We start from the raw sequence: 19,466 nt of genomic DNA, 5'->3' as shown, positions 1-19,466 counted from the left end.
GGGCGGGCGGCTGGACGGGCGGGCGGCGCGCCGATCGCGCGTCCCGATCAGCAGTCGGACGGCGGCGTCTCGCCCCGGCGCAGGCTCTCGGTGTACCGCAGGCCGTCGGCGAACGACGCGTCGAGCAGTTCGCGGTGGTCGGCGCCCTCGTACTCGCGGTACGCGATCGTGTCCTGCCGCTCGCAGAGATCGCCGAGAAGCAGCTTCGTCGCGTCCGGGGTGACCATCGTGTCGGCGGTGCCCTGCAGCACGAGCGTCGGCACGCGCAGGTTCAGGCCCGTCGGCTCCTGCGAGCGCAGGTACTCGGTGAACGGCCCCAGGTCCGCGTCCGGCTTGAACACCTTCGTCGGGTCGAAGCCCTCCGCCATCCGCCGCAGCCCGAAGGTGCAGGCGGACGTGCGCGCGGCCTCCAGCATCGGGAGGGCCTCGTCGGTCAGCAGGTCCTCGGGGACGATCGACGGTTCGGCGGCCTCGGCGCCGGTGAGCAGCACGAACAGGAACGGCATCGCCGCCTCGGCGCCCGGGTACCCGGCCTTGACGTACTCGGGCGTCGCGCTGGTCTGCGAGCCGGGGGCCAGCGCCAGCGCGCCCTGGAGCCGCACGTCGCGGGGCGTCTGCCGGGCGGCGGCGGTGAACAGCGCCGCGTGCCCGCCCTGGCTGTGCCCGGCGACGTACCAGTTCCGGCCGATGCCGCGGTCGAGGTCGCGGGCGGCGCGGACGATGTCGACGACGGCGTTCGCCTCGCTCGTCCCGTGCATGTACGGGTGGCCGCCGGGGGTGCCGAGTCCCTCGTAGTCGGTCTGCACCACCGCGTATCCGTTCGCGACCCACCGGTCGAGGTACCGTTCGGTGACCGACAGGTAGTCGTGCGCGGGGCCGTCCGCGGTGTCGGCGGAGGGCGCGCAGACGTCGGCGGTACCGGTCGTCCCGTGCGCCCAGCTCAGCACCGGCCAGCCCCCGCGCGGCGGCGTCCCCTTCGGGACCGCCACGGTGCCGGTCACGGTGATCTTCCGGCCGTTCGCGCCCTCCGACGTGTAGCCGATCTTCCGGTTGACGGCCGCGCTCGGCAGCGCCGCCGTCCCGGCGACGGGCCCGGCGGCCAGCAGACGGCCGCGCTGGCCCGGGGCGACGTCCGCCTGGGCGGGGACGGCCGCCCCGAACGTCGCGGCGCACACCACTGCGGCGGCGAGCCCGGCGGCCCGCGTCCTGAACGATGTCACGGTCACTTCTCCTCGGAAGCCATGGCCTGGACGGCCCGGTACGCGAACGCCATGCCGGTGCCGATGGGGACGCCCGGCCCCGGGTAGACCGGGCCGGTGAACGACGCGGTGGTGTTGCCCGCCGCGTACAGGCCGGGGATCGGACGGTCCGACGCGTCGAGCACCCGCGCGTCGGGGTCGATGCGGAGCCCGCCCTTGGTGCCGAGGTCGCTGACGACCATGCGGGCCGCGTAGAACGGGCCCTCGTCGACCGCGACCAGGCCGTGCCCGCCGCCGGTGAAGTACCGGTCGTAGGGGTCCTCGCCCCGGTGGAAGTCCTCGTCGACGCCCTTGGCCGCGAACCCGTTGAACCGTTCGACGGACGCGGCGAGCGCGTCGGCCGGGACGCCGATCTTCGCCGCCAGCTCGTCCAGCGTGTCGGCCTTCACCCACGTTCCGGCCGCGAGGTGCTCCTCGGGGACGGCCGGGGGGACGGCGATCGCGGGCAGCCCCTTCGACTTCGAGTCGAAGATCAGGTGCATGGGGCCGCGGTCGTCCACGGCGACCATCTCGCGGCCCATCCGGTCGTAGGGCAGCGACTCGTTGGCGAACCGGCCGCCCGTCCCGTCCACGATGAGGCCGCCGCGGAACCCGAGCGTGAACGCGGCGCGCCCGTCCGGGGTGGCGAGGCCGGGGCAGAACCACGCCTGGTCCAGGTTGCCGGTGGCCGCGCCGACCGCGACGGCCGCCGTGATCGCGTCGCCGGTGGCGGCGCCGTCCGGCGCCATCGTGCGCTCCGCCGACCCCGGCACCGACCGCTCGGCCCGCAGCGCGGCCGACGACTCGAACCCGCCCGCCGCGAGCAGCACCCCGTGCCGCGCCCGCAGCCGCACCGGCCCGTCCGGGCCCTGCGCCTCGACGCCGACGACCCGCCCGTCCTCAACGATCAGCGACGTCAGCGCCGTGCCGGTACGGACGTCGCCGCGCCCGGTGTTCGTGAACGCCAGCGCCAGCCGCCCGATCAGCGCCCGGCCCTGCGCCAGCGGGGCGGACGGGTCGTGCGACAGCCCGGCCCGGTCGCGGTCCACGGGCGGACGGACGAGCGCGGCGAGCGCGCCGAGCCGTTCGGCCGCGATGGGCAGCGGCACGAACGAGCGGCCGCGCGCCGTCCGTCCGGGCGCCTCGTAGTACTCGGGGAACGCCTGCCACTCGAACTCGATGTCCGGGTCGTTCTCCAGGAACTCGACGACCCGGGGCGCGGCGTCCAGGAACGCCTCCCGCAGCTCGGCGGCGGTGTCGTCGCCGAGCAGCGCCTTCAGGTAGGTGCGCGCCGACTCGGTGGAGTCGTCGATCTCGGCGCGCCGCTGCACTCGGCTGCCCGGCAGGTAGATCGACGCGCCCGAGTAGGCGCTCGTCCCGCCCAGCAGCGCCGTCTTCTCCAGGACGGCCGTGCGCCGCCCGCCCGCCGCCGCGGCGAGCGCGCCGGCCAGCGCCCCGCCCGGCGCCCGAACCGGCGACCACCACGTCGTATTCGTCCGACCATTCGCCCACTGACGTCCCCTCTCTCGGCGCGACGAACGTAAGCGCGGCGCGGCCGCCCGGCCCGGCGCGTCCCACTGAGCGGTATCGCCGAACGCGGGTCCGGGCCGGTCGCTGGGTAAGGTCGTGGCGGTACAGGAGCCGGAAGGGGGACATCGTGGCGCGGATCGCGTCGGCCAGGCTGTCGGCCGAGCCCAGCTCGCCGGAGCAGCACGACAGGCGGCAGCGCATCCTGCGCGCCGCCATGCGCATCGGCGGCGAGAAGCCCCTCGAACGCGTGCAGATGCACGAGGTCGCCAAGGCCGCCGGGGTGGCCATCGGCACCCTGTACCGGTACTTCCCCTCGAAGGTGCACCTGTTCACGGCGGTGATGGCCGCGCAGGTGGACCGGTTCGGGGAGGGCGTCGGCCCGCCCGGCCCCGGCATCGACCCGGAGGACGCGGTCGCCGACCTGCTCGTCGCCGCCAGCCGGACGCTGATGGCGCAGCCGCTGCTGTCGGCGTCGATGCTGCAGGCGGCCAACAGCGCCAACGTCGCGACCGTCGTGGACACCGCCAAGATAGACACCACGTTCCAGGAGATCGTGCTGCTGGCCATCGGCATCGAGGTGCCGACGGCGCAGGACGTCCGGCTGGTGCGGCTGCTCATGCAGTGCTGGTACGGGGTGCTGCAGATGAGCCTGAACGGGCGCGCGTCCCTCGCGGACGTCGACAGCGACATCCGGATGGCGTGCCGCCTGCTCCTCGCGCCCCGCTCCAACGCGCCCGGGAACTGATCGGTCTTCCGGTGGCCGGGACGGCCCCGGCGACGCCCGCCCGAACGGCGCTAGCTTTCGGTCATGAATCGCTATGACGGTGTGAAAGTGCTGCTCACCGGTGCCGCGTCGGGCATCGGGCGGGCCACCGCGAGCCGCCTCACCGGCGAGGGCGCCGCCGTGTACGGGGTGGACCTGTCGGCCGCCGGACTCGCCGAGACGGCCGCCGCGATCGGCGGCCCCGGGACGTTCGCGTCGCACGTCGCCGACGTCACCGACGAGCCCGCCGTGATCGCCGCCGTCCGGGACGCGGCGGCGGCGCTCGGCGGCATCGACGTCCTGGTGAACGTCGCCGGCATCCACAAGACCACGCCGCTCGGCGCCCTCACCGTCGACGACCTCATGCGCCTGTTCCAGGTCAACCTGGTCGGAACCGCCCTGTTCTGCCGCGAGGCGGCCCCGCACCTCCCGGACGGGACGGGCGCGATCGTCAACGTCGCGTCCCTGTCGGCGGTGCAGGGCAACCCGTACATGTCGGCGTACTCGGCGTCCAAGGGCGCGGTGCTCTCGTTCTCGCTGAGCCTGGCCGCCGAGCTGAGCCAGCGCCGCGTCCGCGTCCTGTCGGTCTCGCCCGGCAGCACCGACACCCCGCTGACCAGGTCGCCCGACATGTTCCCCGAGGGCGTGGACCCGACGTACTTCGGACGGCTCGCCGCGCCCTTCGGGGCGGCCCGGCCCGACCAGATCGCGGCCGTGATCGCGTACGCGGGCTCGTCCGACGCCGCCTACCAGACCGGTGTCGACCTGCGGGTCGACGGCGGCTCCAACATGTGAAGGAGACCCGCAGCATGGGACGAACGATCGCGATCAGCGGCACCGCCTCCGGCATCGGCCGGACGCTCGCCGGGATCCTGCGCGACCGCGGCGACGACGTCATCGGCGTCGACCTGCGGGACGCCGACGTGTGCGCCGACCTCGGCACGCCGGAGGGGCGCGACGCCGCCGTCGCCGCCGTCCTCGACCGGTCGGGCGGGACGCTCGACGGCGTCGTGGCGTGCGCGGGCGTGTCCGGCCCGACGCCCCTCACCGTGACCGTGAACCACTTCGGCGTGCTCGCCCTGCTGGAGGGGCTGCGCCCCGCGCTCGCCCGCGCCGCTCGCCGCGCGCCGCCGCCGTCGGGTCGATCTCCGGGACGCAGCCGGTGGACGACGACGTCCTGCGGGCCTGCCTGGACGGCGACGAGCCCGCGGCGCTCGCGGCGGCCGCGAAGGTGATCGAGCGCGGCGAGGGCAACCGGCTGTACCCGTCGTCGAAGTCGGCGCTGGCCCGGTGGCTGCGCGCCGCGTCCGTCTCGCCGGAGTGGGCGGGCGCGGGCATCCCGCTGAACGCGGTCGCGCCGGGCGTCGTCCGCACGCCGATGAGCGACCCGCTGTTCGCCGACGAGAAGATGCGCGCGGTGATGGACCGGGCCGTGCCGATGCCGCTCAACGGCTACGCCGAGCCGGAGGTCATCGCCGAGGCGCTGGCCTGGCTGATCTCCCCGGCGAACTCCCACATGGCGGGGCAGGTCGTCTACGTGGACGGCGGCGCCGAAGCCACCCTGCGCGGCCCGGCCACCTACTGACGTCCCGCGCTTTTCGTTGACCTGCGGCGTGTTGCCCTTATCCGCGGCCGGATAAGGGCAACACGCCGCAGGTCAACGGAGCGGGCGGTCAGCCCTGGGGGCCGGTGCCGGTCGTGTCGAGGGCGGCGACGTCCCACGCGGCGTACGTGCGGTGCGGCTCGCGGTCCTCGAAGTACGGGGTGACCTGCGCGGCGAACTCCTCGGGGGAGAACACGCCGCTCGCGGCGGTGAACTTCTGCTCGACGGTCGGCGCGGCCATCAGCGCGACCATGTCGCCGTACACGACGAACACCTGCCCGCTGATCTTCGCGGCGGCCGGGGACGCGAGGTAGCCGACGAACGTCCCGACGCGCTCGGGCGCCATGACGTCCAGGCCGCCGGGGGAGGTGCCCTCGCCGAACGACGCCTCGGTCATGGACGTGCGCGCGCGCGGGCAGATCGCGTTCGCGCGGACGCCGTACCGGGCGAGGCCCTGCGCCGTGGACAGGGTCAGCGCGACGATCCCGGCCTTCGCCGCCGAGTAGTTCGGCTGCCCGGCGGAGCCGAACAGGAACGCCTCGGACGCCGTGTTGATCACCCGTCCGTACACCGGCCCGCCCGCGGCCTTGCTCGCCGCCCGCCAGTGCACGGCGGCGGCGCGCGACACCGACGCGTGGCCCTTCAGGTGGACGCGGATCACGTCGTCCCAGTCGGACTCGGCCAGGTTGAACAGCATCTTGTCGCGGAGCACGCCCGCGTTGTTGACCAGCACGTCGAGTCCGCCGAACGTCTCGACGGCCGTCCGCACGAGCTTCTCGCCGAGGGACCAGTCGCCGACGTCCCCGGCCACGGCGACGGCCTTGCCGCCCGCGGCGCGGATCTCCGCCGCGACGTCCTCGGCGGCCGCGCCGATGTCGTTGACGACGACCGCGGCGCCCTGCCCGGCCAGCGCGAGGGCCTCGCTGCGGCCCAGACCGGCGCCCGCGCCGGTGACGATGGCGGTCCGGTCCGCCAGGGTGAGGTCAGCGTTCATCGGGTGCTCCCGTCGGGTGGTTCACGTGGCGCCCCGGAGGCTAGTACGAATTCTATTTTCCGCGGCGCGCCGATCCCGCTCAGCGGACCGGAAGCCCCGGCTGACGCCCGTCCTAACCACTCAGTGAGACTGTCCTTGCCCGGGACGAGAACGAATTCTAACTTCGCCACCATGACGCTTCAGCTGGCGACACTCTTCGAGGCGGTGGCCGCGGCGCTGCCGGACCGTCCCGCCGTGGTCTGCGGCGACCGGCGGGCGACCTTCGCCGAGCTCGACCGCCGCGACGCGCAGGCCGCCCGGCTGCGGGCGTCCGGTGTCGGGCCCGGCGAGCACGTGGGCCTCCACATGCTCAACGGCGTCGAGTACGTGGAGGCGCTGCTGGGGTGCCTGAAGGCGCGGGCCGTCCCGGTCAACATCAACTACCGCTACACCGACCGGGAGCTGCACCACCTCTACACCGACGCGGGCCTCGCCGCCCTGTTCGTCGACGAGGAGTTCGCGCCCGCCGCCGCCCGCGTCGCCGACGGCTGCCCCGCGCTGCGCGCTCGCCGTGGTCGTCCGGACGGGCGAAGCCCCCGCCGAAGCCCCGGCGCAGGCGCCGTCCTGGCCGGGTCCGCGTCGCCGTCGCCGGGTTCGCCGACGCACCGGACGCGCCGGACGGCGCGGCCCCGCGCGACGACCGCTCCGCCGACGACCGCATCGTCATCTACACCGGCGGCACGACCGGCCTGCCGAAGGGCGTCGTCTGGCGGCACGAGGACTTCTACATGGCCGCCCTGCGCGGCGGGAACCACTACGGCGAGCCGCACCGCACTGCCGAGGCGCTCACCGCCGCCGCCGTCGCCGGCGACCCGATCACCTACCTGGTGACCGCGCCGCTGATGCACGGCGCCGCGAGCTACAACCTGCTCACGTCGCTGCTGACCGGCTCGCTGACCGTGCTGATGCGCCGCTTCGACCCGCTCGAGACGCTCCGCCTCATCGACCGCGAGAAGCCCATGATCGTCATGGTCGTCGGCGACGCCATCGCCCGCCCGCTCGCCGACGCGATCCGCGCGCACGGCGCGGACCACGACCTGTCGTCCCTGAAGGTGCTCGGCTCCGGCGGCGCCATCCTCTCCCGCAGCGTGCAGGAGGAGTTCGCCGAGCTGTTCCCCGGCCTGTTCGTCAACAACGGGTTCGGCGCGTCCGAGTCGGGCGTCGACGGCACCATCACCGTTGGCGCGGACGGCCTCATGCGGCTCGCCCCGAACCCCCTCGTCACCGTCGTGGACGGCGCGATGAAGCCGATCGCGCCCGGCTCGGACGAGATCGGGTACATCGCCCGCAGCGGGCACGTCCCGCTCGGCTACCACAACGACCCCGACAAGACCGCCGCCACGTTCCCCGTCATCGACGGGGTCCGCTGGACGCTCCTCGGCGACATGGCCCGCATCGAGGCCGACGGCACCGTGATCGTCCTCGGCCGCGGCTCCGGCTGCATCAACACCGGCGGCGAGAAGGTCTTCCCCGAAGAGGTCGAGCAGGCCCTCAAGTCCCACCCGGCCGTCATGGACGCGCTGGTCGCGGGCGTCCCCGACGAACGGTTCGGCGAGCGCGTCGCCGCCGTCGTCGAGGCCCGCCCGGGCACCGGCCCGTCCGTCGACGAACTCCGCGCGTACCTGCGCGACCACCTCGCCGGTTACAAGATCCCTGCGCACATCACGTTCACCGGAGCCGTGATGCGCTCGCCCAGCGGCAAGGCCGACTACCGCTGGGCCAAGCGCGTCCTGACCGGTCAGGAAGGAAACCCCCATGCCTGAAGCAGTCATCGTCGACGCCGTCCGCACCCCGGTCGGCAAGCGCCACGGCGCCCTGTCCGGCCTGCACCCCGCGCAGCTCCTCGGCGCCGCGCAGAAGGGGCTCCTCGACCGGCTCGGCGTCGACCCGTCCACCGTCGGGCAGGTCGTCGGCGGCTGCGTCACCCAGGCGGGGGAGCAGGCCAACAACGTCACCCGCAACGCCTGGCTGTACGCGGGCCTGCCCTACACGACCGCCTGCACCAGCATCGACTGCGCGTGCGGCTCGTCCCAGCAGGCCGTCCACCTCGTCGCCGGGCTGATCGCCGCCGGAACGATCCACACCGGCATCGGCTGCGGCGTCGAGGCGATGAGCCGCGTCTTCCTCGGCCAGGCCCTCACCCCCGAGACCGGCAGCCCCATGCCGGACGGCTGGGACTTCGACTACCCCGACCAGTTCACCGCCGCCGAGCGCATCGCGAAGAACCGGGGGATCACCCGCGCGGACGCCGACGCGCTCGGCCTCGCCTCCCAGCAGAAGGCCGCGCGCGCCTGGGCAGAGGACCGCTTCGCGGGCCAGATCGTCGAGATCGACGCCCCCGTCATGACGAAGGAGGGCCCGACCGGCGAGACCGCGACCGTCACCCGCGACCAGGGCCTCCGCGAGACGTCGCTGGAGAAGCTCGGCGGGCTGAACCCGGTCGTTCCGGACGGTATCCACACCGCCGGGAACTCGTCGCAGATCAGCGACGGCGCCGCCGCCGTCCTGCTGATGTCGCGCGAGCGCGCGGACGAACTCGGCCTGCGGCCCCGCGCCCGCATCGTCGCGTCCACCATGGTCGGCTCCGACCCGCACTACCACCTCGACGGCCCGATCGACTCCACCCGCGACGTCCTCGGCCGCGCCGGGATGAAGCTGTCCGACATCGACCTCGTCGAGATCAACGAGGCGTTCGCGTCGGTCGTCCTGTCGTGGGCGGGCGTCCTCGGCGCCGACATGGACAAGGTCAACGTCAACGGCGGCGCGATCGCCCTCGGCCACGCGGTCGGCTCCACCGGCGCCCGCCTGATCACGCAGGCCGTGAACGAGCTGGAGCGCGCCGACAAGTCGACGGCGCTCGTCACCATGTGCGCGGGCGGCGCGCACTCCACCGCCACCATCATCGAACGGATCTGAGCATGACCATCGGACTGACCGAGGAGCACCGCGACCTCCGCGACGCCGTGCGCGCCCTCACCGACCGCCAGGTGACGCAGGCCGCCGTGCGCACCGCCGTGGACGCCGACCGGGAGAAGGTCCCGCCGTTCTGGGACGACCTCGCGGGCCAGGGCCTGCTCGGCCTGCACCTCCCCGAGGACCTCGGCGGCGCCGGTTACGGGCTGCTCGAACTCGCGGTCGTCCTGGAGGAACTCGGCCGCGCGATGACCCCCGGCCCGTTCCTGCCGACCGTGCTGGCCAGCGCCGTCCTGCACCGCGCCGGTCACCGCGGGCACCTCGAAGGGCTCGCGGCCGGGACGACGCTCGGCGCCGTCGCGCTGCGCCCCGGCGGGCTCGAACTCACCGCGAACGGAACGCTCCAAGGGACGTCCGAGCCGATCATCGGCGCGCACCTCGCGGACGTCCTCGTCGTGCCCGCACGCGACGGCGAGCGCACCGCGTGGGCCGTCGTCACCGGTGCGTCCGCCGAGGAACTGCCGAGCCACGACCTGACCCGCCGCCTCGGCCGCCTGCGCGCCGACGGCATCGTCCCGGACGCGATCCTCGACCTCGACGACCAGGCCGTCCTCGACCTGGCCGCCGTCCTGTTCGCGGCCGAGTCCTCCGGCCTCGCCGACTGGGCGACCGCGACCGCCGCCGACTACGCGAAGGTCCGCGAGCAGTTCGGCCGTCCGATCGGGCAGTTCCAGGGCGTCAAGCACCGCTGCGCCCGCATGCTCGCCCACGCCGAGCAGGCCCGCGCCTGCGCGTGGGACGCCGCCCGCGCCCAGGACGGCGACCCCCGCGAGGCGTCCCTCGCCGCCGCCGTCGCCGGCGCGACGTCGGTCCAGGCCGCCTTCACCACCGCGAAGGACTGCATCAACACGCTCGGCGGCATCGGCTTCACCTGGGAACACGACGCGAGCCTCTACCTGCGCCGGACGCAGACGCTGCGCGTCGTCCTCGGCTCCACCGGCGCCTGGCGCCGCCGCGTCGCGCGCCTCACCCTCGACGGCGTCCGCCGCGAGCTGTCGGTCGAGCTGCCCCCGGAAGCCGAGACGATCCGCGCCGGGATCCCCGCCGAGCTCGAACCGGCCAAGGCCCTCGACGGCAAGGAGCGGATCGACTACCTCGCCGACCGCGGCTACACGTCGCCGCACCTCCCCGCCCCCTGGGGCAAGGGCGCGGACGCCGTCACCCAGCTCGTCATCGCCGAGGAGATGCGGGCCGCGGACCTGCGCGCCCACGACATGATCATCGGTAACTGGGTGGTGCCTACGCTCATCGCGCACGGCTCGTCCGGCCAGCACGAGCGGTTCCTGCCGAAGTCCCTGCGCGGCGACATCCGCTGGTGCCAGCTGTTCAGCGAGCCCGGCGCGGGCTCCGACCTCGCCGCCCTCACCACCCGCGCGGAGAAGGTCGACGGCGGCTGGAAGATCAGCGGGCAGAAGGTCTGGACGTCCATGGCCCGCGAGGCCGACTGGGGCATCCTCCTCGCGCGCACCGACGCGTCCGTCCCCAAGCACAAGGGGCTGTCGTACTTCCTCCTCGACATGAAGTCGCCCGGGATCGACATCCGCCCCCTGCGGGAGCTGACCGGCGACACCCTGTTCAACGAGGTGTTCCTCGACGGCGTCTTCATCCCCGACGACCTCCTCGTCGCGAGCCCCGGCGACGGCTGGAAACTCGCCCGCACCACCCTCGCGAACGAGCGCGTGTCGCTGTCGAACGACTCGTCCCTCGGCAGCGGCGGCGAGGCCCTCCTCGAACTCGTCCAGCAGGACGACGACGAGCGCCTCACCACCCTCGGCGGGGTGCTCTGCGACGCGCAGTCCAGCAGCCTGTTCGGGCTCCGCACCACGCTGCGTTCCCTCGCCGGTGGGCAGCCGGGCGCCGAGTCGTCCATCGGCAAGCTCATCGGCGTCGAGCACCTCCAGCAGGTGTGGGAGACCGCCGTCGACTGGATCGGCCCGGACGCCCTCACCGGCGAAGGCCCCGGCGGCATGCAGGACCCCACGTGGATGTTCCTGAACTCCCGCAACATGTCGATCGCCGGTGGCACCACCGACGTCCAGCTCAACATCATCGGCGAGCGGATCCTCGGGCTGCCGCGCGATCCGCAGCCGACGGGGAGGCCCGCATGACGATCGACCTGCAGGCGTCCGCGCGCGGTTGCGGCGTCGACGGCGCGTCCGCCGCCGCCCGCCGCGTCATCGCCGCGCTCGTCCGCGCCGGAGACATCTCCACGGCCGACATGTCGGACATCGCCGACCGGTTGAACGCCGTCGCCGACGACCTCGAAGCGACGGCGCCGCCCCTCGGCGACCGGCTGGTCGACATGTGGCAGGGCGACGGCAACACCCGCCACGACCCGGCCACCGGCCCCGAGAACCCCATCGCCCCGCCCCTCGAATACGAGGGCACGGCCGACGGCGGCATCTCGGCGGACGTCACCCTCGACCTCCCCTACCAGGGGCCGCCGTCGAGCGTGCACGGCGGAATCTCCGCCCTGATGCTCGACCACACCCTCGGCGTCGCGAACGGCTGGGCGGGCGTTTCGGGCATGACGGCCGAACTGACCCTCCGCTACCACCGCCTCACGCCGCTGTTCGAGCCGCTGACCGTCTCGGCCCGCCAGGTGTCGGTGGACGGCCGCAAGATCCGGACGGTCGGCGCCATCCGGCACAACGGCCGCGACTGCGTCACCGCCGAGGGCCTGTTCATCGCGAAGTACCCGCCCCGCCCCCGCTGACGGGACGTCCCCGGGCCGCCCGCGCGGCCCGGGGACTCACCCCGCGGGCTTGCGCGCCTCGAAGAGCACCCGCGTCGAATGGGCGACGAACGGGCCGTCCGCCCGGATCCGCTCGTCCAGTTCCCGCAACCGCTCCCGATGTCCCTCGACCGTGAACCCCGGGACCGTCCACACGACCTTCCGCAGGAAGTGCACGACGGCCCCCACGTCGAAGAACTCCATCCGGAGCCGCTCCATCCGCAGGTCGGCGACCTCCAGCCCCGCGGCCTCCGCACCGGCCCGCTCCGCGTCCGGGTGCCGCGCCTGCTCGGCGTCCGGTTGGGGGCCGAGGAAGAACTCCACGACCTCCCACACGCTCCCGGGCCCCACGTGCTGCGCGAAGTAGGTTCCGCCCGGACGCAGCACCCGCGCGATCTCGTCCCACCACACCGTCACGGGATGCCGGCTCGTCACGAGGTCGAACGCCGCGTCGCCGAACGGCAGCGGCGGCTCGTCCGGATCCGCCACCACGACGACCCCGCGCGGATGCAGCGTCCGCGTCGCCTTCGCGACGTTCGGCGGCCACCCCTCGGTGGCCACCATCGTCCGGGGGAACGACGCGGCCCCCGCGAGCACCTCGCCGCCGCCCGTCTGGACGTCCAGCGCCGCATCGACCGTGCCCAGCCGGGCGCTCATCGACCGCTGATACCCCCACGAAGGCCGCGCCTCGGTGGCCCGTCCCTCGAACCACGAGAAGTCCCACCCTTCGACGGGCTCCGCCTCGGCCTCCGCGACCAGTTCCTCGAACGTACGCACCCGTCCATCATCTCCCATCCGAAAATATAGAGACTGGTCTAGTAATTAACTAGACCGGTCTCTATAGTCCAATCCATGCGCGTTCACCATTTGAACTGCGGGACCTCCCGCCCGGCCGGTGGGAGCCTGGTCACCGGCATCGGCAGCCCGTTCTCCCTGGCGCGGCTGATCTGCCACTGCCTCCTCATCGAGACCGACGACGGGCTGGTCCTGGTCGACACCGGGTACGGCCTCGACGACGTGGCCCGTCCGGAACGGCTGCGAAGAAGCTTCCGGCTGTACTCCAGGCCGGTCCTGGACGCCGCCGAGACCGCCGCCCGCCAGGTCGTCGAGCTCGGTTACGAACCATCCGACGTCCGGCACATCGTGCTGACCCACTTGGACGTCGACCACGCGGGCGGCCTGGGCGACTTCCCGCACGCGAAGGTCCACGTCCACGCCGCCGAACTCGAAGCCGCGCGGCGTCCGGCCACCGCCCTCGACCGCTTCCGCTACCACCCCGCCCAGTGGGCGCACGGCCCCGACTGGGTCGAGCACACGGCGGGCGGGGACGACTGGTTCGGCTTCTCGGCCGTCCGGGACCTGCCGGGGCTGCCGCCCACGATCCTGCTCGTCCCCCTCGCCGGGCACACGCGCGGGCACACCGGCGTCGCCGTCGACCGCGACGGCCGCTGGCTGCTGCACGCGGGCGACGCCTACTTCAACCGCGGCCAGATGGAGCCCGACCCGTCCTGCCCTCCCGCGATCCGGGCCTTCCAGTCCTTCGTGCAGACCGACCGGGACGCCCGCCGCCGCAACCTGCGCCGCCTCAACGAGCTGGCGCTCACCGGGAAAGCGGACGTCGTCTGCGCGCACGACCCGGTGGAGTTCGACCGGACCCCGGCCGCCTGACGGCGGCCCGGGAAGAGACGAGGAACCGCATCCTCGACACGGCCCAGAACCTGTTCCAGCGCCAGGCCACCACGCCATGGGGCTGAACCAGATCCTGGCCGAAGCCCAGGCGCCCAAGGGGTCGCTGTACTTCCACTTTCCCGGCGGCAAGGAACAGTTCGCCGCCGAGACGGTCAAACGGGCCGCCGACGCGTGGGCCGCGGCGATCGAAGCCGTCCTCGCGGACAGCGCGGACATCGCGGCGGCCGCCCACGGCATCGCGGGCCTGCTAGGCGCGACGCTGGAGGAGTCCGGCTACCGCGACGGCTGCCCTCTCGCTACCGTCGGCGCCGCGGTGGCGGGCCGGGACGCGGGGCGGGACGCCGCGCCGGGGTGCTATCCGAGGATGCTGGGCTGGTCGATCGCCCACAGCCAGGTGCCGTCGGGTTGCCTGCGGGCCACCTCGACGGTCGCCCCGCCATCGGGCAGGCGCACCGAGGTCAGGGCGAGATCGCCGTTGTGGAGCGTCGGCTGCTGCTCGCCGGGAGTGAACACCGGACGGTCGGCCACGATCTGCTCGTACGCCCGACGGATCTCCTGGCTACCGGTGGCGACCCGGTCACCGGGCAGAGCCAGTACCGCGTCCGGCTCATAGAGTGCCACCAGTCCGTCGACATCGCCCTCGTTGAGCCGCTCGACCACCAATCGATTCAGGTCCTCCGGCCGTGTGGCCCGCTCGTGTGATCCGGTACTGCTCATCTTCCACTGCTCTCTAAGCCGGTCCGACAGCGAACGCTGCGGCTCCGCACGGATCGTGCCAGCAGGGTCCGACATCGCCGATCCGGGCGCCCCGCCGGGAAACCCACGGGGCCGGGCGTGCGCTCAGGTGGCCGGATGCGTCCTTGGGCGGGGACCCCTCCGGCGCCTGATCCGTCAGGCGGGACCGGCGTCGAGGGCGCGCCCGGCCGGGCCGCGGGCCTGCAGCCACGCGGGCAGAGCGGTCAGCGCCGCGGCCGCCAGCAGGATGACGGCCGCGGCCGCGAGCAGCCACGACCCCGGGGGCGTGACCAGCCTGCCGCCGACCAGCCAGAGCAGGACGCTCCCGCTCGGCGCGCCCACCAGCAGCGCGGGCACGGCGGGCAGGAGCTGCGCGGTGCAGATCGCCGCGACCACCTGGCCGGGCGTGGCGCCGAGCGTACGGGTGACCGCCAGGGAGCGCCGGGCCTGCACCGCGGCGCTCCAGCCGAGGAACACGGTGTTGACCGCCGACAGCGCCGCCAGCGCGAGCGTGATGCCGAGGATCACCTGGGCGTTCCGGTCGTTCACCGCCTCCATGGCGGCGGCGGTCAGCCCGGTGCCCGGGTCGGTCGCGACGGCGGTGCGGTAGCCGAGCATCGCGGTGACCGTGACGGCGGTCGCGGCCGTCCCGACGAAGGTCAGGACGGCGCGTCCGGGCCGGCGCACGAGCAGTCGCACGCCGACCAGCAGCGACGTGGGCAGGTACGCCGTCACGGCGGTCACCCACGGATGGTGCGCGTGCGGGTGCGCCGGGGCGGCGAGGGCGGCCACGGTGCTGGTGCGGGCGGCCCGCAGGACGGGGCCGAGCGTCCCGGCCACCGCGACCAGAACCCCGAGGACGGCCGCCGCGACGACGATCGCGGTGCTCGGCGGCCCGGCGGTGTCGAGCAGCCCGGCGCTCGGATCGGCGAGTCCGGGCGCCGCGAGCGACCCGGCGGCCAGCCCGAGCGCGGTCGCCACGGCCGTCAGCAGCAGGTACTGCGCCAGCAGGACGGCCGCGACCGTGCCGGGACCCGCGCCCACGGCCTTGAGCAGCCCGGCCCGCCGGTTGTCGCGGGCGGCGCGCACCGCGGCGAGCGCGGCCAGCGTGACGGTCGCCGCCACGGCGAGCAGCCAGCCGCCCACGACCAGGGAGGGCTGGCTGCCGTGGATCATGTTCAGGTCCGTGCGGAGGACGGTCTGCCAGTTGCGGGTGGTGGCCCCGTAGACGTCCCGGCGGTCGGGCGTGAACACCGTCTCGCGCCACCGGACGATCGAGGCGGCGTCGGATTCGGTCAGGTTCACGTGCACCAGGTACACGGCGGGCGCGTCGCCCGCGCCGCGCGCGCGTCCGCGGTGGTGAACCAGATCCGGCCGCCCCGGTCGCTCGGCCCGATCTGGGCCCAGTTGCTCCACGGATGCACCGGCGTGGCCGCGCTGATCGCGGTCCCGACCACCGGATAGGCGCGCCCGCCGATGGTGACGCGGTCGCCGGCGTCCACGCCGAGCGCCTTTGCGAAGCCGCGCTCGACGACCGCGCCGCCCGGCCGCACCCACGTCCCGGACGTCACCAGCGGCCGGTCCACGGCGGACGGCGCGGCGTCGCGCCCCTCGACCGACGTCGACGCCGTACGGCCGTTCGCCCGGACCTCGGTGTCGAACGCGAAGATCGGGCCGGACTGCGCGTCCACACCGGGCGCGTCCGCGATCGCTTCGGCCAGGGGAGCGGGGTCCGTGGACGGCGTGATGGCGGTGATGTCGGGCCCGGCGGTCGCCGCCCGCGTCTTCAGGTAGCCGTTGACGATGGCGTTGTTGGCCGTGAGCCCGAGCGTCAGGAAGGCCGTGCAGGCGGTGACGGCGACGACGAACATGACCGCCTCGCCGGGACGGCGGCGCAGGTCGGAAGCGATCAGCCGCCACATCAGCAGTAGGCGTCCCATCGTCACTCCTCCCAGTTCAGCAGCGCGCCGAGCCCGGTGCGGCGACCGTCCGGACGCTCGTGCGGACGGTCGTCGCCGGCGGCCCGCCCGTCCCGCAGGGAGACGACGCGGTCCGCGGTGGCGGCGACGCGCTCGTCGTGGGTGACCATCACCAGCGTCTGGCCCGCCGAGCGCAGCTCGCCGAACAGCCGCAGCACATCGTGCGTCGCGGCGCTGTCGAGGTTCCCGGTGGGCTCGTCCGCGAAGACCACCAGCGGCTCGTTGACCAGCGCGCGGGCGATCGCCACCCGCTGCCGCTGCCCGCCGGACAGCTGCCCGGGCCGGTGCCGGGTCCGCTCGGCGAGCCCCACCCGGTCGAGCAGCCCGGCGGCCCGCCGCCGCGCGGTGCGCGGCGCCGCACCGGCGAGCAGCGCGGGCAGCTCGACGTTCTCCGCCGCCGTCAGCTCGTCCATCAGGTGGAACGACTGGAACACGAAGCCGACGGCACGCCGCCGCAACCTGGCCAGCGCCCGTTCGCCCAGCCGGTCGATGCGCCTTCCCCCGAGCCACACCTCGCCCTCGCTGGGCCGGTCGAGCCCGCCGAGGAGCTGCAGCAGCGTCGACTTGCCGCAGCCGCTGGGGCCGGTCACCGCGAGCGTCTGCCCGGCCGGCACGTCCAGGTCGACGCCGTCGACGGCCCACACCATGCTCTCGTCCCGCCCGTACGCCCGCGACAGGCCGGACGCCCGCAGCACCGGATCTCCGTTCAACGCCTCGCTCCACCTTTCCCACGCGCGGACCAGGCCCGCTCGCACGCCTCCAGCCAGCGCAGATCGGCCTGCACCCGGAGGGCGATCCCCTCCAGCAGCAGCCCGGCCTCCGAGTTCTCTTCGTGCGCGAGGACCGCCTGCTGGGCCTCGGCCAGATCGCGCATCAGCTCCCGCCGCCGCGCGTCCACGAGCGTGAGCGGATCGGCGAGCCCCGACTCGGCGGCGGCGACCAGCTTCAGGTGGAACTCCGTCACGTCCGCCCTGGGCCCGAGCCCCTCGGCGAGCCACGCGGCCACCCGCTCCCGCCCGTCCGGCGTCAGCGCGTACACCTTGCGCCGCGGCCCGCGCACCGGCACGTCCTCACGCTCGAACACGACGAGGCCCGCCTTCTCCAGACGGGTGAGCGTCACGTAGACCTGGCCCGCGTTGAGCGACTCGCCCACCGGCCCGAGCGCCGCCACCAGCCGTCTGCGCAGGTCGTACCCGTGCGACGGCTCCTTGGTCAGCAGCGCCAGCACCACGTCCTGCACGGACCACCCTCCTCGACGACCCCCAATAGATAGCGGTTAAGTAATGCCCCCGTCAACGCGTCGGAACCCGGGCCACGACCGCCTCCGCCGCCGCGTCGCCCCACGCGAGGATCGGACGCTCCTCGACATACGCCCACGTACCGTCCGGCATCACCCGTCCGCTCACCTGCACGCCGTCCGCCGGGTCCCGCCCGAACACCCACAGCACCGGCGGACGGACGTCGTAGAACTTGACGCACCGTCCGCCGCGCGCCTTCACGCCCTCGGCGAGCGCGTCGAGCCGCCGCCGCACGAGCCGTCGGCTCATCCGGCGGCGACCTTCGCCCAGACCCACTTGCCGGACGGCTCGGTCTTGCAAGCCCCGCACTCCGAGGCGAGCGCCCGCACCAGATGCAGCCCGCGTCCGCCGTCCTCGTGCCCGGGCTCCAGCGCCATGGGGTCGGGCGGGACGTCCGGGACGAGCGGCCGCGCGACCGGCATCGCGTCCGACGCGTCCCAAACGGCGACGAGAACGCACCCGACCTCCCGCGTGAACCGAACCCGAATCATCGAATCCGGCACACTGCGAACCGCGTTCGTGACCAATTCCGCGACGATCAGCGAAACCTCGTCGGAGATCGTCCGCAGCCCCCACTCGTCCACCCGAAACCCCACGAGCGTCCGAACCATCCCCGGCGTACTCTGAGCCGCGAGACACGATATGTCCAGATTGTTTGATTGGGTCGATTTCATGCCATGTCACCTGCCTCTCTTCTCGTTTTTCTCGAGACAAGAGTGGCCGTGCCGAGTTAGGTTGTCGCGTGTCGATAACACATCCGATACACCGGAGGTGAAGCGATGTCCGCCATCGAGCGGCTGGATCCAGACTCGTCTTTTAAGCATTGGATCGCCTCTGACCTGCGGTTTTATCGTGAAGGCTTGCAGTTTTCCCTGGCTCAGATGGGAAGGGTGATGGGATGCAGTCGCCACACTGTGTCGAACATCGAGCACGCCCGCGATGGCTGGAACATGAATGAGGATCAGGCGTCCAAGCTGGATGCGCATCTGCACCTTAACGGGCATTTTGGTCGATTGGTTCGGTATGCTCGAACCGCCCATGACCCTGACTGGTTTGCGGAGTATGCAAAATATGAGGCCAAGGCCGTTATAATTAGGACATACCGACTGTCTCTGATGCCTGGACTCCTTCAAACCCCCGAGTACGCCCGGGCTTTGCTTACCTCCGCTCGCCTGGTTGACGACATTGAGGCGGCGGTTGAGAGCCGGATGGGGCGGCAGGAAGTCCTGGCCAGAAGCAAGCCGCCACTGTTTTGGGTCTTGTTGGACGAGAACGTTCTCTATCGTCCCGTGGGAGGCCCAGAGGTGATGCGCGGCCAACTTGCTCGCCTGCGCGAGGCGGTTGGGCTGTCAAACGTAACGATACGAGTCATCCCTCAACACGGTGGCTTTTATCTCGGGCTCGATGGCTCGTTCAACATGCTGGCCATGGCGGCAGGGGAGTCGGTGTTCGTTGAGGCTCCCGGCGGGGGGAGGCTGATTCAGGGCAGCACAGAGGTCCGCGATTTCGCGATACGTTGGGACATGATCGGTGCGAGTGCCCTGCCGTGGGACTCGTCACGAGACCTCATCGAGCGAGCGATGGAGAGGGTTTCATGATCATTTGGCGTAAGTCCAGTTACAGCGGCGGCGGCGGCTCAGGTGGGCAAGAATGCGTCGAAGTCGCTCAGTTGCATGGACGCTTGGGCATCCGCGACAGCAAGGCACCCGAGGCCGGCCACCTATCCCTTGCCTCCTCGGCGTTCGCCGATCTCCTCGCCCGTGCGAAGCGGGACGAGTTCACGTGCTAGTCATCGGGGTTCGTTGATCTGCGGCGTGTTGCCCTTATGGGCGCCCGAGTTAGGGCAACACGCCGCAGATCAACGTTAGGAGGCCGTCGGCCTGACGACTGG

The 19,466-nt window shown here is 73.1% G+C and carries 22 protein-coding genes and 1 pseudogene; 12 read left to right on the top strand and 11 right to left on the bottom strand.

Features of this window, described 5'->3' with window-relative positions; genetic code table 11:
* Positions 1-47: 47 nt before the first annotated feature.
* Together BJF79_RS14950 and BJF79_RS14945 are read right to left on the bottom strand one after the other, a co-directional pair.
* Positions 48-1,220 carry an alpha/beta hydrolase family protein gene (locus BJF79_RS14950; RefSeq protein ID WP_075898127.1) on the bottom strand — a complete coding sequence of 391 codons (1,173 nt, stop codon included), beginning with the start codon at positions 1,218-1,220 and terminating at the stop codon, positions 48-50.
* Between the two features lie 2 nt (positions 1,221-1,222).
* Complete coding sequence (locus BJF79_RS14945) at positions 1,223-2,641, bottom strand: FAD-binding protein (protein ID WP_262402068.1); 1,419 nt, start codon at positions 2,639-2,641, stop codon at positions 1,223-1,225.
* A 254-nt stretch (positions 2,642-2,895) separates the two neighbouring features.
* Here BJF79_RS14945 and BJF79_RS14940 point away from each other — a divergent pair, with 254 nt between their 5' ends.
* The 4 genes from BJF79_RS14940 to BJF79_RS59955 all read left to right on the top strand — a co-directional run bounded on the left by BJF79_RS14940 (position 2,896) and on the right by BJF79_RS59955 (position 5,116).
* Positions 2,896-3,513, top strand: coding sequence for a TetR family transcriptional regulator (locus BJF79_RS14940; RefSeq protein ID WP_075898001.1), 618 nt, complete (start codon positions 2,896-2,898; stop codon positions 3,511-3,513).
* Positions 3,514-3,576: 63 nt separating this feature from the next.
* On the top strand, positions 3,577-4,326 hold the full coding sequence (locus BJF79_RS14935) for an SDR family NAD(P)-dependent oxidoreductase (RefSeq protein ID WP_075897999.1): 750 nt from the start codon (positions 3,577-3,579) through the stop codon (positions 4,324-4,326).
* Between the two features lie 14 nt (positions 4,327-4,340).
* Positions 4,341-4,766, top strand: a complete 426-nt coding sequence (locus BJF79_RS59960) for a hypothetical protein (RefSeq protein WP_262402037.1) — start codon at positions 4,341-4,343, stop codon at positions 4,764-4,766.
* Positions 4,694-5,116, top strand: a complete 423-nt coding sequence (locus tag BJF79_RS59955) for an SDR family oxidoreductase (RefSeq protein WP_262402036.1) — start codon at positions 4,694-4,696, stop codon at positions 5,114-5,116. Before BJF79_RS59960 ends, BJF79_RS59955 begins: the two co-directional genes overlap by 73 nt.
* A gap of 88 nt (positions 5,117-5,204) precedes the next feature.
* Here BJF79_RS59955 and BJF79_RS14925 read toward each other — a convergent pair whose 3' ends face one another.
* Positions 5,205-6,128, bottom strand: a complete 924-nt coding sequence (locus BJF79_RS14925) for a 3-oxoacyl-ACP reductase (protein ID WP_075897997.1) — start codon at positions 6,126-6,128, stop codon at positions 5,205-5,207.
* Positions 6,129-6,299: 171 nt separating this feature from the next.
* Between BJF79_RS14925 and BJF79_RS59950 the strand changes: the two are divergent.
* From BJF79_RS59950 to BJF79_RS14905, 5 genes and pseudogenes are all read left to right on the top strand, one after another.
* Positions 6,300-6,572 (top strand): annotated as a pseudogene (locus BJF79_RS59950) (AMP-binding protein); the annotation flags it as partial.
* The gene (locus BJF79_RS14920) at positions 6,512-7,930 is read left to right on the top strand and encodes an AMP-binding protein (protein WP_262402035.1); all 1,419 of its coding nucleotides are present in this window, start codon (positions 6,512-6,514) and stop codon (positions 7,928-7,930) included. The pseudogene BJF79_RS59950 and the gene BJF79_RS14920, both read left to right, overlap by 61 nt.
* The gene (locus tag BJF79_RS14915) at positions 7,923-9,083 is read left to right on the top strand and encodes a steroid 3-ketoacyl-CoA thiolase (RefSeq protein ID WP_075897995.1); all 1,161 of its coding nucleotides are present in this window, start codon (positions 7,923-7,925) and stop codon (positions 9,081-9,083) included. Before BJF79_RS14920 ends, BJF79_RS14915 begins: the two co-directional genes overlap by 8 nt.
* Before the next feature lie 2 nt (positions 9,084-9,085).
* Complete coding sequence (locus tag BJF79_RS14910) at positions 9,086-11,248, top strand: acyl-CoA dehydrogenase (RefSeq protein ID WP_075897993.1); 2,163 nt, start codon at positions 9,086-9,088, stop codon at positions 11,246-11,248.
* Positions 11,245-11,856, top strand: a complete 612-nt coding sequence (locus tag BJF79_RS14905) for a PaaI family thioesterase (protein ID WP_075897991.1) — start codon at positions 11,245-11,247, stop codon at positions 11,854-11,856. The genes BJF79_RS14910 and BJF79_RS14905 overlap by 4 nt, the downstream gene beginning before the upstream one ends.
* A 36-nt stretch (positions 11,857-11,892) precedes the next feature.
* Here the strand turns inward: BJF79_RS14905 and BJF79_RS14900 are convergent, their stop codons facing one another.
* Positions 11,893-12,669, bottom strand: a complete 777-nt coding sequence (locus tag BJF79_RS14900; RefSeq protein WP_075897989.1) for a class I SAM-dependent methyltransferase — start codon at positions 12,667-12,669, stop codon at positions 11,893-11,895.
* 57 nt (positions 12,670-12,726) lie between these two features.
* On the opposite strand from BJF79_RS14900, the gene BJF79_RS14895 reads away from it, so the two are divergent.
* Positions 12,727-13,542 carry an MBL fold metallo-hydrolase gene (locus tag BJF79_RS14895; protein ID WP_075897987.1) on the top strand — a complete coding sequence of 272 codons (816 nt, stop codon included), beginning with the start codon at positions 12,727-12,729 and terminating at the stop codon, positions 13,540-13,542.
* A 375-nt stretch (positions 13,543-13,917) separates the two neighbouring features.
* Here the strand turns inward: BJF79_RS14895 and BJF79_RS14885 are convergent, their stop codons facing one another.
* The 7 genes from BJF79_RS14885 to BJF79_RS14860 form a co-directional block, all read right to left on the bottom strand.
* Positions 13,918-14,280: a YybH family protein gene (locus tag BJF79_RS14885; RefSeq protein ID WP_075898125.1), complete on the bottom strand. Its 363-nt coding sequence runs from the start codon at positions 14,278-14,280 to the stop codon at positions 13,918-13,920.
* Between the two features lie 174 nt (positions 14,281-14,454).
* The gene (locus BJF79_RS14880; protein ID WP_262402033.1) at positions 14,455-15,618 is read right to left on the bottom strand and encodes an FtsX-like permease family protein; all 1,164 of its coding nucleotides are present in this window, start codon (positions 15,616-15,618) and stop codon (positions 14,455-14,457) included.
* Complete coding sequence (locus tag BJF79_RS59940) at positions 15,600-16,238, bottom strand: ABC transporter permease (protein ID WP_262402032.1); 639 nt, start codon at positions 16,236-16,238, stop codon at positions 15,600-15,602. Before BJF79_RS59940 ends, BJF79_RS14880 begins: the two co-directional genes overlap by 19 nt.
* A 2-nt stretch (positions 16,239-16,240) precedes the next feature.
* Positions 16,241-16,924, bottom strand: coding sequence for an ABC transporter ATP-binding protein (locus BJF79_RS14875; RefSeq protein ID WP_083733468.1), 684 nt, complete (start codon positions 16,922-16,924; stop codon positions 16,241-16,243).
* Between the two features lie 59 nt (positions 16,925-16,983).
* Positions 16,984-17,517: a PadR family transcriptional regulator gene (locus BJF79_RS14870; RefSeq protein WP_075897981.1), complete on the bottom strand. Its 534-nt coding sequence runs from the start codon at positions 17,515-17,517 to the stop codon at positions 16,984-16,986.
* A 52-nt stretch (positions 17,518-17,569) separates the two neighbouring features.
* Positions 17,570-17,824: a hypothetical protein gene (locus BJF79_RS14865; RefSeq protein ID WP_075897979.1), complete on the bottom strand. Its 255-nt coding sequence runs from the start codon at positions 17,822-17,824 to the stop codon at positions 17,570-17,572.
* The gene (locus BJF79_RS14860; RefSeq protein ID WP_075897977.1) at positions 17,821-18,159 is read right to left on the bottom strand and encodes an ATP-binding protein; all 339 of its coding nucleotides are present in this window, start codon (positions 18,157-18,159) and stop codon (positions 17,821-17,823) included. Before BJF79_RS14860 ends, BJF79_RS14865 begins: the two co-directional genes overlap by 4 nt.
* Before the next feature lie 195 nt (positions 18,160-18,354).
* Here BJF79_RS14860 and BJF79_RS14855 point away from each other — a divergent pair, with 195 nt between their 5' ends.
* The gene (locus BJF79_RS14855; RefSeq protein ID WP_075897975.1) at positions 18,355-19,173 is read left to right on the top strand and encodes a DUF5753 domain-containing protein; all 819 of its coding nucleotides are present in this window, start codon (positions 18,355-18,357) and stop codon (positions 19,171-19,173) included.
* Positions 19,170-19,364: a DUF397 domain-containing protein gene (locus BJF79_RS14850; RefSeq protein ID WP_075897973.1), complete on the top strand. Its 195-nt coding sequence runs from the start codon at positions 19,170-19,172 to the stop codon at positions 19,362-19,364. Before BJF79_RS14855 ends, BJF79_RS14850 begins: the two co-directional genes overlap by 4 nt.
* The last annotated feature ends 102 nt before the right edge of the window (positions 19,365-19,466 follow it).

Origin of the sequence: Actinomadura sp. CNU-125 (assembly GCF_001942465.1) — a bacterium.
Classification (GTDB): Bacteria; Actinomycetota; Actinomycetes; order Streptosporangiales; family Streptosporangiaceae; genus Spirillospora.
This window is presented reverse-complemented; position numbering and strand designations above follow the sequence as displayed.